Raw genomic sequence first — 14,105 nt, forward strand, 5'->3', positions numbered from 1 at the left:
TGGGGTCCGACCCACCCCCGCGGAAGGGAGGCAGCGACGGTGCGACGACGAGCAGCGCTGCTCGCCACGGTCGCCCTCGTGGCGCCGCTGGCGGCGTGCGCGAGCGCCGAGGCGGGACCGCCGACGCTCACCTGGTACATCAACCCGGACTCCGGCGGGCAGGCGCGCATCGCGCAGCAGTGCACCGAGGAGTCGGGCGGCGACTACCGCATCGAGACGGCCCTGCTCCCGCGCGACGCCCCCGGGCAGCGCGAGCAGCTCGTGCGCCGCCTCGCCGCCAACGACGCGTCGATCGACATCATGAGCCTCGACCCGCCGTACATCCCGGAGTTCGCGAACGCCGGCTTCCTCGCGCCGATCCCGCAGGACGTGCAGCAGGCCGTGACGCAGGACGTGGCCGAGGGTGCGATCGCCGGCGCGACGTTCCGCGACGAGCTCGTGACGGTGCCGTTCTGGGCGAACACGCAGCTGCTCTGGTACCGCAAGTCGGTCGCGGAGGCCGCGGGCCTCGACATGACGCAGCCCGTCACCTGGGACCAGCTCGTCGAGGCGGCGGCCGGCCAGGGCAAGACCGTCGCGGTGCAGGGCGTGCGCGCCGAGTCGCTCATGGTGTGGGTGAACGCGCTGGTCGAGTCCGCGGGCGGCCACGTCCTCGAGGACTCCGAGGCCGACGAGGGCGAGGACGTCACGCCCGACCTCGACTCCGACGCCGGCAGGCGCGCGGCGGAGGTCGTCCGCACCCTCGCCGACGCGGACGTGGGCGGCCCGCAGCTCGCGAACGCGAACGAGGACATCAACGCGAGCATGTTCGAGAACGACGACTCCGCGGGGTTCATGGTCAACTGGCCGTTCGTCTGGCCGCGCGCGAACGCCGCGGTCGAGGCCGGCACGCTCGACCCGTCCGTCGTCGAGGACTACGGCTGGGCCCTGTACCCGCAGGTGGACGAGGGCCAGGAGTCGCGGCCCCCGTACGGCGGGATCAACCTCGGCGTCGGGGCGTTCAGCGAGCACGTCGACCTCGCCTTCGAGGCCGTGCAGTGCATCGTCGACCCCGCCAGGCAGGCGGAGTACTTCGTGACGGACGGCAACCCGCCGTCCAGCCTGGTCGCGTTCGACGACCCGGAGGTCCAGGAGGCCTTCCCCATGGCGGACGTCATCCGCGAGTCGCTGCAGAACGCGGCGCCCCGCCCGCAGACGCAGTTCTACAACGAGGTCTCCTCCAGCGTGCAGCGCACGTGGCACCCGCCGCGCGGCGTCGGCCCGGACACGAGCCCGCGTGAGGCGGACGAGCTCATCGCGGCCGTCCTGAGCGGGGAGGCCCTGCTGTGAGCAGCGTCGCCGGGGCACCCCCGGCCCTCGCCGAGGACGACCGCCCGCGCGGCCGGTCCGCCCGCAGCGGCGCGCCGCGGCGCTCCGACCGGGCCCGGCAGGAGGCGCGCCTGGGCATGCTGCTGTGCGCGCCGGCCGTGCTCGTGCTCGTCGCGGTCGTCGGGTACCCGATCCTGCAGGCCGTGTGGGACTCGCTGTTCAGCTACCGCCTGACGAACCCCGACGCGCGCGAGTTCAACGGCCTCGCCAACTACGCGCTGATCCTCACGGACCCGATCTGGTGGCAGGCGCTCGGCGTGACCGTGCTCATCACGGCGATCACCGTCGCGATCGAGCTCGTCCTCGGGTTCGGGCTCGCGCTGGTCATGAACCACGCGCTGAAGACCCTCCGGCCCGCGCTGCGCACGGCGATCCTCATCCCGTACGCGATCATCACGGTCGTCTCGGCGTTCGCGTTCCTCTACATGTTCGACCTGACGAGCGGGTTCGTGAACAGCTGGCTGCCGTTCGTCGCCGACGGCAAGGACTGGTTCGCGACGTTCGGCTCCGCGGTGAGCGTCATCATCCTGTCGGAGATCTGGAAGACGACGCCGTTCATCTCGCTGCTGCTGCTGTCGGGCCTGGCGCAGGTGCCGGGCGACCTGGCGGAGGCGGCGAAGGTCGACGGCGCGACCGCGTGGCAGCGGCTGTGGCGCGTGACGATCCCGAACATGAAGGCCGCGATCATGGTCGCGCTGCTGTTCCGCACGCTCGACGCGTTCCGCATCTTCGACAACATCTTCATCATGACGAACGGTGCGGCGGGCACCGAGTCGGTCGCGTTCCTCGCGTACCGGCAGACGATCCAGCGGCTCGAGATCGGCGTCGGGTCGGCGGTGTCCGTGCTGCTGACGATCCTCGTCGCCCTCATCGCCCTGCTGTTCGTCAAGGGGTTCAAGGTCAATCTCGCCGCGTCGACGAGGGGTGGGCGATGAGCACCGCGCGCACGAAGGTCTGGTGGTGGGTCGGGGGCCTGCTCATCATCCTGTACTGCCTGTTCCCGGTGGCCTGGATCCTCTCGCTGAGCCTCAAGGCCCCGTCCGACCTGGACAACGGCTCGTTCCTGCCGACGCAGGTCACGTGGCAGAACTACCAGCTCATCCTCACCGGGCAGGCGTCGGACCTGTTCCTGCCGGCGCTGCGCAACTCCGTGGGCATCTGCCTGATCGCGACGCTGATCGCGGTGGTGCTCGCGGCGCTGACGGCGTACGCGATCGCGCGGCTCGACTTCCCCGGCAAGGCGTTCGTGCTCGGCCTGTCGCTCGCGGTGTCGATGTTCCCGGTGATCTCGATCGTCACGCCGCTGTTCAACATCTGGCGCTCGATCGGGCTGTACGACACGTGGGCCGGACTGGTCATCCCGTACCTGTCGATCACGCTGCCGCTGTCGATCTGGACGCTGACCGCGTTCTTCCGGGAGATCCCGTGGGAGATGGAGCAGGCCGCGCAGGTCGACGGCGCGACGACGTGGCAGGCGTTCCGCAAGGTCATCGTGCCGCTGGCCGGGCCGGGCGTGGCGACGACCGCGATCATCGCGTTCTTCCTCGCGTGGAACGACTTCGTCTACGGCATCTCGCTCACGTCGACCGAGGCTGCGCGGCCCGTGCCCGCGGCCCTGGCGTTCTTCACCGGTGCCTCGCAGTTCGAGGAGCCGACCGGCGCGACGTCCGCCGCCGCCGTCATCGTCACCATCCCCGTCGTCGTCCTCGTGCTGCTGTTCCAGCGCCAGATCGTCGCCGGGCTGACCCAGGGCGCGGTCAAGGGCTGACGCCCGCCGCCCGTCACGCGTAAGGAGTGCGCAGATGGCCGCGATCACGCTGAGCCACGTGGTGAAGAGGTACGGCGACGGGTACCCCGCCGTCAACGACGTCAGCCTGGACATCAAGGACGGGGAGTTCGTCATCCTCGTCGGCCCGTCCGGGTGCGGGAAGTCGACGCTGCTGCGGATGGTGGTGGGCCTGGAGGACATCTCCGACGGGGAGATCGTCATCGACGGGGACGTGGTGAACGACAAGGCGCCGCGCGACCGGCGCCTGGCGATGGTGTTCCAGAACTACGCGCTGTACCCGCACCTGACGGTGTTCGAGAACATCGCGTTCCCGCTGCGGCTGGAGAAGGGCAAGTTCTCCGACGAGGAGATCCGCACCCGCGTGGAGAAGGCCGCGGACACCCTGGAGCTGCGCGAGCACCTCGACCGCAAGCCGGCGAACCTGTCCGGCGGGCAGCGCCAGCGCGTCGCGATGGGCCGCGCGATCGTGCGCGACGCGCGCGCGTTCCTGTTCGACGAGCCGCTGTCGAACCTCGACGCGAAGCTGCGCGGGCAGATGCGCACGGAGATCTCGCGCATGCAGCGCCGCCTCGGCACCACGACGATCTACGTGACGCACGACCAGACCGAGGCGCTCACCCTCGGCGACCGGGTCGCGGTGCTGAAGAAGGGCGTGCTGCAGCAGGCCGCGAGCCCGCGCGCGCTGTACGAGCAGCCCGTCAACCTGTTCGTCGCGGGCTTCATCGGCTCCCCGCCGATGAACTTCCTGCCCGGCGAGGTCACGGGCGACGTGCTGCGGCTGCCGCTGGCGGACGTGCCGCTGTCCGCCGACCTGCGGGCCCGCATCGGCGACCGGTCGCTCGTCATCGTCGGCCTGCGCCCGGAGCACCTCGAGGACGCCGACACCCTCGACGACGACACCCGCGCGAGGGGCGTCACGTTCGAGGCCGACGTCGACGTCGTCGAGTGGCTCGGCGCGGAGCTGTACGCGTACGTGCCGTTCGAGACCCGGGCCGAGGTGGCCGGCACGCTCGACGAGCTCGACCGCGACCTGGACGGCGAGGGCATGCGCACGCAGCTCGTCGCGGCGCTCGGCGCCGAGAGCCACGTGCGCGACGGCGACGTCGCGGAGCTGTGGTTCGACCCGGGCCGGCTCATGGTCTTCGACCCGGAGACGGGGGAGAACCTCACCTACGACGCGGACGCGGCGCGCGCCGCCGACGAGGAGAGCGAGACGGAGCGGCGGCGGGCCGTCGAGCGGGCGCACGCCCGCGAGACCCGGCGCGCGCAGCGGAGCACCCCGGCGGCCTGACGGGCGTAGCGGGCGGACCGGCCCTGCCGACCGCCGCGCGGACGCGTCACGGGGCCTCGCCGGCGGTCGGGCGGGGGGTGGGCCCTCCTGGGGGCTGTACGCACGCCGTGCGCACGCCTGTACGTGCGGCTGTACGCAGGGCTCTGTACGCACGCCGTGCGTACCGCCGCGGACGAGGTGCCCCGCCGCCCTGTCCGGCGCGCGGCGCACGGGCGGGCCGGCGACGGGCCGTGCGGGGCCCGTCGGGCGCCACCCGCGTCGGGCGCCACCCGCGCGATCACCTGGCCGCGCGGGTGCGCGTTGCGGACCATGGGGGCATGCACCCGTCCACCCCTGAACCGGTCTGCGACGCCGCGCGCTTCCTCGTCCGCGGGCGCTTCGTCACCACGCCGCGGCGCTCGCGCGACCGCGACGCGCTGGTCGAGCACGTCGCGGCGACGCTCGTGGCGCCGGGCGAGGAGCTCGACGAGGCCGAGCTCATGGCCCGCCTCGTGCCCGTCGCCGACGACCCCGTGCGCCTGCGGCGCGAGCTCGTCGAGGCGGGCCTCGTCGGCCGGCGCGCCGACGGCTCCCGCTACTGGCGGGAGCGGCTGACCGCGCACGACGACGAGCCGGGCGTGCGGAGGCGACCGACGACCTGACGCGCCGAGGGCGCCGCACCGGTCGCGGTGCGGCGCCCTCGGGCGGGGAGGTCAGGCGTCGACGGCCCGCGCCGGCTCGACGCCGATGTCGCCGATGACGTGCGCGAGCTTCGCCCGCCCGTCCGCCAGCGTGTACTCGACCGCGACGATGGCGCACCGGCCCTCCGCCACCGCGTCGGCGAGCGAGACCGAGTAGCCGTGCAGCTGCTTCGCGGTGTGCAGCACGTGCTCGTGCCCGAGCTCCGCAGCGTCGAACGTCCCGCCCGCCCGGCCGTGCTGCGACAGCCCGATGATCGACGGGATGACGCGGTCGACGACGGCCTGCACGAAGCCGGCCGGCACCTTCCCGCCGTTCAGCGCCTCCGACGCCGCCGCGACCGCACCGCAGCGGTCGTGCGCCAGCACCACGACGAGCGGCGCGCCGAGCACCTCGACGCCGTACTCGATCGACCCGATGACCGTCGTGTCGAGCACGTGACCCGCGGTGCGCACGACGAACAGGTCGCCGAGGCCCTGGTCGAAGATGATCTCGGCGGCCACGCGGCTGTCCGAGCAGCCGAAGACCACCGCGAACGGGTGCTGCTCCGCGCTGATCTCCGCGCGCCGGTCGATGCCCTGCGAGGGGTGCTCCATGCGGTCCTCGACGAAGCGCGTGTTGCCCGTGGCGAGGGCGGACCACGCCTCGGCGGGCGTCAGCGGCTGGGTGGTGGTGCTCATGCGGGACCTCCGTCGGGGGCGTCGGCGAGGACCGCGGCGAGCACCGACGGGTCGTCGAGCTCGGCCGCGGTGGGCGGGTTCGCGCCGTGGCGCGAGACGGTGAGGGCGGCGATGCGCACGCACCGCGCGAGGACGTGCTCGGCGGTCGCGGCGTCGATCTCGTGCAGCGCGTCGCGCCGGTCGGCGCCCAGCAGGCCCGCGGACCACAGGCCGTCGACGAGGCCCGCCATGAACGAGTCGCCGGCACCGACCGTGTCGGCCACGCGCACGCGCGGGGCGGGCACGTGCAGGCGTGCACCGGCGTCGGTGCACGCGAACGCGCCCTCGCCGCCGTGCGTCACGACGACGAGCGCGGGACCGCTGCGGGCCCAGTCCTCCGCGACCTCGGCGGGCGCCACCCCGGGCAGCAGCCAGGCGAGGTCCTCGTCGCTGACCTTCACCACGTCCGCGGTGCGCACGAGCCGCTCGACGAGGGGCCGCACGTCCTCGGGGCGCCCCATGAGCGCCGGGCGCAGGTTCGGGTCGTACGTGAGCGTCGAGGTGGTGCGGCGACGCTCGAGCAGGTCGGCGACCCGCGGCCCGCCGGGCTGCAGCACCGCGGCGATCGAGCCCGTGTGGACCACGAGCGGCGCGCCGGCGCCCTCGTCCCAGGACGCCGGCAGGTCCCACTCCAGGTCGAAGTCGTACGTCGCGACGCCCTGGGGGTCGAGCCGCGCGGTCGCCACCGACGTGCGGGCCGGTGCGCGGTCGCCCGTGAGCACGCGGACGCCGGAGGCCTCCAGGTGGGTGCGCACGAGGTCGCCGTGGGCGTCGGGCCCCAGCCACGTCAGCAGGTCCGCCCCCCGCCCGAGCCGCGCGAGGCCCACCGCGACGTTCGCCGGGCTGCCGCCCGCGATCTCCTCGCGGCTGCCGTCGGGCCGCTCGACGACGTCGACCAGCGCCTCGCCGACGACGAGCGCCCGCGCGGGGCCCGCGCCGCCGCCGCCGCCCGTCACGACGCGTCCCCGTCCTCGGCGGAGTCCCGTCCCTGGCCGCGGGCGGCCGCGAGGCGCTCGCGCGCCCCGTCGAGCCACTCCTGGCAGCGCGCCGCGAGCGCCTCGCCGCGCTCCCACAGCGCGAGCGACTCCTCGAGCGTCGCCGCGCCCGTCTCGAGCCGGTCGACGACGGTCACGAGCTCGTCGCGCGCCTGCTCGTAGGTCAGCGTCGCGGGGTCGGGAGCGGCCGCGGGGGAGCCCCCGCCGGCGGCCGCAGGGTCGGTCGGGCGTGCCACGGGGCACAGTCAACCAGCAGGGCCCGACGGGGGCGCGGGGGCGTCCGGAGGGCGGGAGCCCGTCCGCCCCCGGACGGCGGTCGGAGGACGTGGGCCTCGTCAGGCCGGCGCGGTCGCCGAGCCGCCGTCGTCGGCCGTCGCGCCGATCTCGCCCTCGGCGAGCCGCACGCGCAGCGCGTCCCCCGGCGCGACGTCGTCGGGCCGGCGCACCACCGCGCCGTCGGCGCGCTGCACGACGGCGTACCCGCGCTCGAGCGTGGCGGCCGGGGACAGGGCCCGCACCTGCGCGGCCAGGCGCCCGACCTCCCCGCCCGCCCGGGCGAGCGAGGCGTCGAGGAGGGTGCGGCCCCGGTCGACCGCGCGGTGCAGCCGCACCTCGTGCGGCTCGACGAGCGTCCACGGCTGCGCGAGCACCGGACGGGACCGCAGCTGCGCGAGGTGGTGCTCCTCGCGCGCCAGCCGGTGCTGCAGGGCGGCGTGGGCCCGCGCCCGCGCCTGGACGAGCCGGGCCCGCTCCTCGGTGACGTCGGGCACGACCCGCTTCGCGGCGTCCGTGGGCGTGGACGCGCGCAGGTCCGCGACGAGGTCGAGCAGCGGGGAGTCCATGTGGTGGCCGATCGCGCTGACGAGCGGCGTCCGGCAGGCGGCGGCCGCCCGCACGAGCGTCTCGTTGCTGAACGGCAGCAGGTCCTCGAACGAGCCGCCCCCGCGCGCGACCACGACGACGTCCACGCGCGGGTCGGCGTCGAGCTCCGCGATGGCCGCGGTCACCTCGGGCACGGCCGACGGGCCCTGCACGGTGACGCGCCGGACCTCGAACTGCACGGCGGGCCAGCGGGCGCGGGCGTTCGAGACCACGTCGTGCTCGGCGTCGCCCTGCTGCGCGCAGACGAGCCCGATCACCCCGGGCAGGAACGGCAGGGGCCGCTTGCGCGACGCGTCGAACAGGCCCTCGGCTGCCAGCACGCCCTTGAGGTGCTCGATGCGCGCGAGCAGCTCGCCCAGCCCGACGAGGCGCACCCGGTCGGCCGAGAACCCGAGCGAGCCCTTCTTCGGCTGGAACTGCGGCTTGGCGTGCACGACGACGTGGGCGCCGTCGTGGAACCGGTCGCCCAGCGACATCGCGGCGACGGCGGGCAGCGTGACGGACAGGGACATGTCGAGGTCGGTGTCGCGCAGCGTGAGGAACAGCAGCGAGTTCCAGCGGCGCAGGTTGAGCACCTGCCCCTCGACCCAGACGGCCGGCATGCGCGCGACGTACTCGGCGACCTTGGGTGCGAGGTGGCGGACCGGCCACGGCCGCTCGGGCGTCGTCTCGGCCGCCTTCAGCGGCAGCGGCAGCCGCTCGGGGACGGGCACCCCGTCGCCGGTCGCGGGCCCGTCGCCCACGGCGCTGCCCCGCATGCTCTCCACGTCCACCCCACCAGCCTGCCGCACGGCACCGACGCGCCCGCGCACGGCCGCCCCCGGCCCGCACAGGATCACCACGTGGCGCTTACCACGCGCCCGGGGGTGCGCCTCCCGCGCCACCTAGACTGGACACGTGACCTCTCCCGCGACCGACCGGACCGACGTGCGCCGGCGCGTGCTCCTCGCCGCGCCCCGTGGCTACTGCGCCGGTGTCGACCGCGCGGTCGTCGCCGTCGAGAAGGCCCTCGACCACTACGGCGCCCCCGTGTACGTCCGCAAGGAGATCGTGCACAACAAGCACGTCGTCGAGACGCTCGCCGCGCGCGGTGCCGTCTTCGTCGACGAGACGGACCAGGTGCCCGAGGGCGCCCGCGTCGTCTTCTCCGCGCACGGCGTCTCGCCGGCGGTCCGCGAGTCCGCCGCCGCCCGCAACCTGCTGACCATCGACGCCACCTGCCCCCTCGTGACGAAGGTGCACAAGGAGGCCGTGCGGTTCGCGGCCGACGACTACGACATCCTGCTCATCGGCCACGACGGCCACGAGGAGGTCGAGGGCACGCAGGGCGAGGCGCCCGAGCACATCCAGGTCGTCAACTCCCCGGACGCGGTCGACGACGTCGTGGTGCGCGACCCCGAGCGGGTCGTCTGGATCTCGCAGACCACGCTGTCCGTCGACGAGACGATGGAGACGGTCCGCCGCCTGCGCGAGCGCTTCCCGCACCTGCAGGACCCGCCGAGCGACGACATCTGCTACGCCACGCAGAACCGCCAGGTCGCGGTGAAGAAGCTCGCGCCGGACTGCGACGTCGTGCTCACGGTCGGGTCGGCCAACTCCTCGAACTCGGTCCGCCTCGTCGAGGTCGCGCTCGACGCCGGTGCGCGCTCGTCGTACCGGATCGACGGCGCCGCCGAGATCGACCCGGCCTGGTTCGAGGGTGCCGCGACCGTCGGCGTCACGTCCGGTGCCTCGGTGCCCGAGGTCCTGGTCGACCAGGTCCTCGCCCGCCTCGCGGAGCTGGGCTACGGCGAGGTGGAGGAGGTCCGCACCGCGACCGAGGACCTCATGTTCTCGCTGCCGCGCGAGCTGCGCGCCGACCTCAAGGCCGCCGGCAACGGCGACCCGCGCCCGCGTCGCGAGGGCCGGCGCGCGCTCGACGTCCAGCCCGTCTGACCGCGGGCCGCCGCCGGGGGCACGCCGTCACCGGGTGCCGCTGCGCGCCCCGTCGTCGGCCGGGGCCACCGCCACGCCGTGCGCCCCGTGCTCCTCGAGCACGACCGCCTGCGCCGTCGAGAACGCCACGAGCTCCGGCGCGCTGACCGTCGCCAGCCGCGGGTCGGCCGGCGGCGGCGTCGGCAGGTCGCCGTCCACCACGTGCAGGTCGGCGAACCGGCGGGCGCTGACCAGCACCCGGGTCTCCAGCGACGCGACGGTCTGGTTGTAGGCGCCGGCCGCCGAGTCGATCGCGCGGCCCAGCCGGGTCAGGTGGCCGCCGAGCGTCGCGAGCCGCCCGTGCAGCTCCTTGCCGAGCGTGAGCACCTGCTGCGCGTTCGCGGCCAGCGCGTCCTGCTTCCACGCGTACGCGACGGTGCGCAGCAGCGCGAGCAGCGTGGTCGGCGTCGCCAGCACCACGTTGCTCTCGAACGCGTACTCGACCAGGCCGGGGTCCTGCTCGACGGCCGCGTGCAGGAACGACTCCGCCGGCACGAACATCACGACGAACTCGGGCGCCGGGGCGAACTGGTCCCAGTACCGCTTCGCTGCGAGGGCGTCGACGTGCGCCCGCACGTGCCGGGCGTGCGCCGCCATGCGCTCCGCCCGCACGCGCTCGTCCGTGGCCTCGGCCGCCTCGAGGAACCCGAGGAACGCGACCTTCGCGTCGACGACGACGTTCTTGCCGCCCGCGAGCCGCACCACCATGTCCGGGCGCAGCACGCCGTCGTCGGTGCGCACCGAGGCCTGCTCGACGAAGTCGACGTGCGCGAGCATCCCGGCCGCCTCGACCACCCGCCGCAGCTGCACCTCGCCCCAGCGCCCGCGCACGTGCGACGACCGCAGCGCCGTCACGAGCTGGGCGGTCTGCCCGCGCAGCTGCTCCGACGCCTCCCGCATCGCGCGGACCTGCTCACCCAGCGCGGCGTCGCCCGCGGCACGGGCACGCTGCGCCGTCGCGAGCTCCGCACGCACCTGCTCGAGCGTGCGCGCGATCGGCTCGACCATCGTCCGCACGGACTCCTCGCGGCGCGCGAGCTCGGACGCGCTCGTCTGGTGCTCCGCCGCCATCCGCTGGTGGGCGAGGGCGAGGAACTGCTCGCTCGTGGCGCCGAGCGCGTCGGCCGCGAGCGCGCGGAACCGCTCGTCGTCGCCCTCGCCGCGGGCCTCGAGCACCGACCGTGCGCGCGCCGCGTCCAGCTCCGCCGCCCGCACGCGCCGCTCGGCCGCCCGCGCGGCCCGCGCGCCCCCGGCGACCCACGCGGCGGCCCCGCCGAGCAGCGCGCCGAGGAGGACGCCGCCGAGCAGCGTGAGGACGAGCGTCGCGACCGACATCTGCACCATGGCACGCAGCGTGCCAGGGCCCACCGACACCGCCGGGCGACCCCCGCGGGACCGCCCGGCCGCGGCGGGCGGTCCCGCCCGGCGTCACCACCTGCACCTATGCTGGCGCGATGGTCTCCGAGCACCCGCCGAGCCCGTCCCCCCACCCGTCGTCCGGCCCGCCCGCCGCGGCCGGCGTCCCGGGCCGGGTCCCCGCCGCGTCCCCGGCGCCGGCCGCCGGGCCCGCGCCGGCGCTCGAGCTGCGCGGCCTGTGGCGGCGCTTCGGCGACAAGATCGCGGTCGCCGGCGTCGACCTGACGATCCCCGCCGGCTCGTTCTACGGGCTCGTCGGCCCCAACGGCGCGGGCAAGACCACGACCCTCTCGATGGCGACCGGGCTCCTGCGCCCCGACCACGGCACGGTGCTCGTGCAGGGCGTCGACCTGTGGGCCCACCCCGACGTCGTCAAGCGCGGCCTGGGCGTGCTGCCCGACGGCGTGCGCCTGTTCGACCGCCTCACGGGTGCGCAGCTCATCACGTACGCCGGGCTGCTGCAGGGCCTGGACCGGCCCACGGTCGAGGCGCGCACGCGCGACCTGCTCGCCGCCATGGACCTCACCGCCGACGCGAGCACGCTCGTCGTCGACTACTCCGCGGGCATGACGAAGAAGGTGGCGCTCGCGTGCGCGCTCGTCCACGCGCCGCGCCTGCTCGTGCTGGACGAGCCGTTCGAGGCGGTCGACCCGGTCTCCGCCGCGAACATCCGTGAGATCCTCGCGCGCTACGTCGCCGGCGGGGGCACGGTCGTCGTCTCCTCGCACGTCATGGACCTGGTCCAGCGCATGTGCGACCACGTCGCGGTCATCGCGGGCGGGCACGTCCTGGCCGCGGGCACGGTGGACGAGGTCCGTGCCGGCCGGTCCCTGGAGGAGAGGTTCGTCGAGCTCGTCGGCGGTCGCGTGACGGGGGAGGGGCTGGAGTGGTTGGGCACCTCGTCCGTCTGAAGCTCACGCTGCTGCGCAACGGCCTGCGGCGCAGCGTCTGGCAGGTGCTCGGCCTCGTCGTCGCGGCGCTGTACGGCCTGGGCGTGCTCGTGCTCGCCGGGGCGGGTCTGGTCGCGCTGTCCCTGCAGGACGCCGCGCTGCGGGAGACGGTCCTGGTGCTGCTCGGCTCGGCCCTCGTGCTCGGCTGGTGGGTCGTCCCGCTGGTCGCGTTCGGCGTGGACGCGACCCTCGACCCCCGCCGCTTCGTCACGTTCGGGGTGCCGCGCCGCGACCTGCTCGTCGGGCTGACGCTGGCGGGGCTGGTCGGCGTGCCGGGCGTCGTCACGGCGCTGCTGGCCGTCGGCACCGCCGCGGTGTGGTGGCGCGAGCCGCTCGCCGCCCTCGCCGGCCTGGTGGGCGGGCTGCTGGCGCTCGCGGCCTGCGTCGTCGGTGCGCGCGCGAGCACCGCGGCCCTCGCGGGCGTGATCGGTCGACGCCGGGTGCGGGAGGTCGTCGCGGTCCTCGCGGTGCTGCTGCTGGCGATGACCGGCCCGATCATCAGCGGGCTGACCGACGGGGTCGCCGCGCTCGGCACCGGCGGGCTCGGCCGCGTCGTGGACGCGCTCGCGTGGACGCCGCTCGGCGCGGGCTGGGCGGTCGCGCCGGCGGTCGTGGCGGGCGACGCCGGCGCGGCCGTGCTGCGCCTGCTGGTCGCCCTCGCGACGGTCGCGCTCGCCTACCTCGTGTGGGACCGCGCGCTGACGCGCACGCTCGTGCAGCCCGCGTCCGCGTCGCACGAGGTCAAGGCGCGCGGGCTGGGCTGGTTCGCCCGCTTCCCCGCCACGCAGTCCGGCGCGATCGCGGCCCGTGCGGCGACGTACTGGGTGCGCGACCCGCGGTACGCCATGGCGGTCGCCATCGTGCCGGTGCTCCCGCTCGTCATGGTCGTGTCGGGCGCCGGCGACCTCGTCCTGGTCGCCGGCCCGCTGACCGGCATGCTCGTCGGCTGGAGCGTCTCGGCCGACGTGGCCTACGACGGGACCGCGTTCTGGACGCACGTCGCGGCGCCCCTGCGCGGCGTCGTGGACCGCTGCGGCCGCGTGGTCGTCGCGGGGGCGCTGGGCGCCCTCGCGACGGTCGTCGTCACGGTCGCGACGGCCGCGTGGGCGGACGCCCTCGCGCACCTGCCCGCCCTGCTCGGCGCGGGCCTCGGCCTGCTGCTCACGGCGCTCGGTGCGGCGTCGGTCGTCTCGGCCATGGTCGTGTACCCGGTGCAGCAGCCGGGGGACAACCCGTTCTCGACCAAGCAGGGCACGAGCGCCGTCGCGTTCACCTCGCAGCTCGTCGGCGGCACGGCGGTGTTCGTGCTGACCCTGCCCGCGACCGTGCTCGCGGTGCTCGCGGTCGTGCAGGGGTCGGCGGCGTTCGGCTGGGCCGCGCTCGTGGTCGGCGTGCTGCTCGGCGCCGCGCTGCTCGTCGCCGGCGTCGTGCTGGGCGGGCGCCTGCTCGACCGTGGTGCGCCGGAGCTGCTGGCGCGGATGCGCTCGTTCCCCTGACCGCGCCCCTCGGCGCCCGTGGGGGCCGCTGCACGCGGTCGTGACGGTCGGTCACGGCCCGTGCCGTGCAATTCATGGACGATCGTCCAGACGCCCGGCTGCACATTGCCCGGGTGATGTTCCGGCGCGCGAGTCACAGAAGAATGAGAAGGCCATTGACTCCACGTCACCGGCCCCCCTACGCTCTGGAATTGTCCGAAAAAGGACATAGGTGCTGTCGCCGTGCAGCGGCGGTCCCGCTCTTCTCCACCAGACCGTGATCTGACGCGCGTCCCGTCCGGGACGCGCGCCGACGACGAGGGGGTACTGGCGTGCAGCAGGTGTGGGACCTGGAGGCCTAGGCCCGTCCGGAGACATCGCCCGCTCCCCGGGCCGCCGCTGCGGCCGCGGGGCGCGGTGGGGGCCGTGCGACGACGTCGTCGTCCGATCGGCGCGAGCCGTCCGCCGCATGACATTCACGTGGACGTCAGGAATTGCGGTCACGCCGCCCTGAAATGACCCACGAGCCCGGCGTCGACGTGCTATTGGCACGACGGTGCCGTCCCTT

General features: G+C 75.0%; 13 protein-coding genes. 8 read left to right on the plus strand and 5 right to left on the minus strand.

All coding sequences use genetic code 11. The annotated features are described in order from the left end of the window. Positions 1-39: 39 nt before the first annotated feature. From FB586_RS08060 to FB586_RS08080, 5 genes are all read left to right on the plus strand, one after another. Positions 40-1,329, plus strand: a complete 1,290-nt coding sequence (locus FB586_RS08060; RefSeq protein ID WP_136518776.1) for an extracellular solute-binding protein — start codon at positions 40-42, stop codon at positions 1,327-1,329. After that, positions 1,326-2,303, plus strand: coding sequence for a carbohydrate ABC transporter permease (locus FB586_RS08065; protein ID WP_246036635.1), 978 nt, complete (start codon positions 1,326-1,328; stop codon positions 2,301-2,303). Before FB586_RS08060 ends, FB586_RS08065 begins: the two co-directional genes overlap by 4 nt. Beyond that, a complete protein-coding gene (locus FB586_RS08070; RefSeq protein ID WP_136518777.1) occupies positions 2,300-3,136 on the plus strand; it encodes a carbohydrate ABC transporter permease in 837 nt (278 codons plus the stop codon). Before FB586_RS08065 ends, FB586_RS08070 begins: the two co-directional genes overlap by 4 nt. A gap of 34 nt (positions 3,137-3,170) precedes the next feature. Beyond that, positions 3,171-4,448, plus strand: a complete 1,278-nt coding sequence (locus tag FB586_RS08075) for an ABC transporter ATP-binding protein (RefSeq protein WP_136518778.1) — start codon at positions 3,171-3,173, stop codon at positions 4,446-4,448. Positions 4,449-4,765: 317 nt separating this feature from the next. Further along, positions 4,766-5,089, plus strand: a complete 324-nt coding sequence (locus FB586_RS08080) for a DUF2087 domain-containing protein (protein WP_136518779.1) — start codon at positions 4,766-4,768, stop codon at positions 5,087-5,089. A gap of 51 nt (positions 5,090-5,140) precedes the next feature. On the opposite strand, the gene FB586_RS08085 is transcribed toward FB586_RS08080, so the two are convergent. From FB586_RS08085 to xseA, 4 genes are all read right to left on the minus strand, one after another. Then, the gene (locus FB586_RS08085) at positions 5,141-5,806 is read right to left on the minus strand and encodes a carbonic anhydrase (RefSeq protein WP_136518780.1); all 666 of its coding nucleotides are present in this window, start codon (positions 5,804-5,806) and stop codon (positions 5,141-5,143) included. Beyond that, entirely contained in the window at positions 5,803-6,801 is a 999-nt protein-coding gene (locus FB586_RS08090) for a carbohydrate kinase family protein (RefSeq protein ID WP_136518781.1), read from the minus strand. The genes FB586_RS08085 and FB586_RS08090 overlap by 4 nt, the downstream gene beginning before the upstream one ends. After that, positions 6,798-7,076 (minus strand): exodeoxyribonuclease VII small subunit, encoded by a 279-nt coding sequence (locus FB586_RS08095; protein ID WP_136518782.1) that lies wholly within the window; start codon positions 7,074-7,076, stop codon positions 6,798-6,800. Before FB586_RS08095 ends, FB586_RS08090 begins: the two co-directional genes overlap by 4 nt. A 99-nt stretch (positions 7,077-7,175) precedes the next feature. Beyond that, positions 7,176-8,480 (minus strand): exodeoxyribonuclease VII large subunit, encoded by a 1,305-nt coding sequence (xseA, locus tag FB586_RS08100; protein WP_136518973.1) that lies wholly within the window; start codon positions 8,478-8,480, stop codon positions 7,176-7,178. A 139-nt stretch (positions 8,481-8,619) separates the two neighbouring features. On the opposite strand from xseA, the gene FB586_RS08105 reads away from it, so the two are divergent. Next, entirely contained in the window at positions 8,620-9,657 is a 1,038-nt protein-coding gene (locus FB586_RS08105; protein ID WP_136518783.1) for a 4-hydroxy-3-methylbut-2-enyl diphosphate reductase, read from the plus strand. Positions 9,658-9,684: 27 nt separating this feature from the next. Here FB586_RS08105 and FB586_RS08110 read toward each other — a convergent pair whose 3' ends face one another. Further along, positions 9,685-11,040, minus strand: coding sequence for a DNA recombination protein RmuC (locus tag FB586_RS08110; protein ID WP_246036636.1), 1,356 nt, complete (start codon positions 11,038-11,040; stop codon positions 9,685-9,687). Positions 11,041-11,150: 110 nt separating this feature from the next. Here FB586_RS08110 and FB586_RS08115 point away from each other — a divergent pair, with 110 nt between their 5' ends. Both FB586_RS08115 and FB586_RS08120 read left to right on the plus strand, forming a co-directional pair. Then, positions 11,151-12,023, plus strand: a complete 873-nt coding sequence (locus FB586_RS08115) for an ABC transporter ATP-binding protein (RefSeq protein ID WP_136518784.1) — start codon at positions 11,151-11,153, stop codon at positions 12,021-12,023. Next, entirely contained in the window at positions 11,999-13,558 is a 1,560-nt protein-coding gene (locus FB586_RS08120) for a hypothetical protein (protein ID WP_136518785.1), read from the plus strand. The genes FB586_RS08115 and FB586_RS08120 overlap by 25 nt, the downstream gene beginning before the upstream one ends. The last annotated feature ends 547 nt before the right edge of the window (positions 13,559-14,105 follow it).

The sequence above is a fragment of the Cellulomonas telluris genome (genome assembly GCF_004886325.1).
In the GTDB taxonomy this organism is placed as follows: Bacteria; Actinomycetota; Actinomycetes; order Actinomycetales; family Cellulomonadaceae; genus Cellulomonas; species Cellulomonas telluris.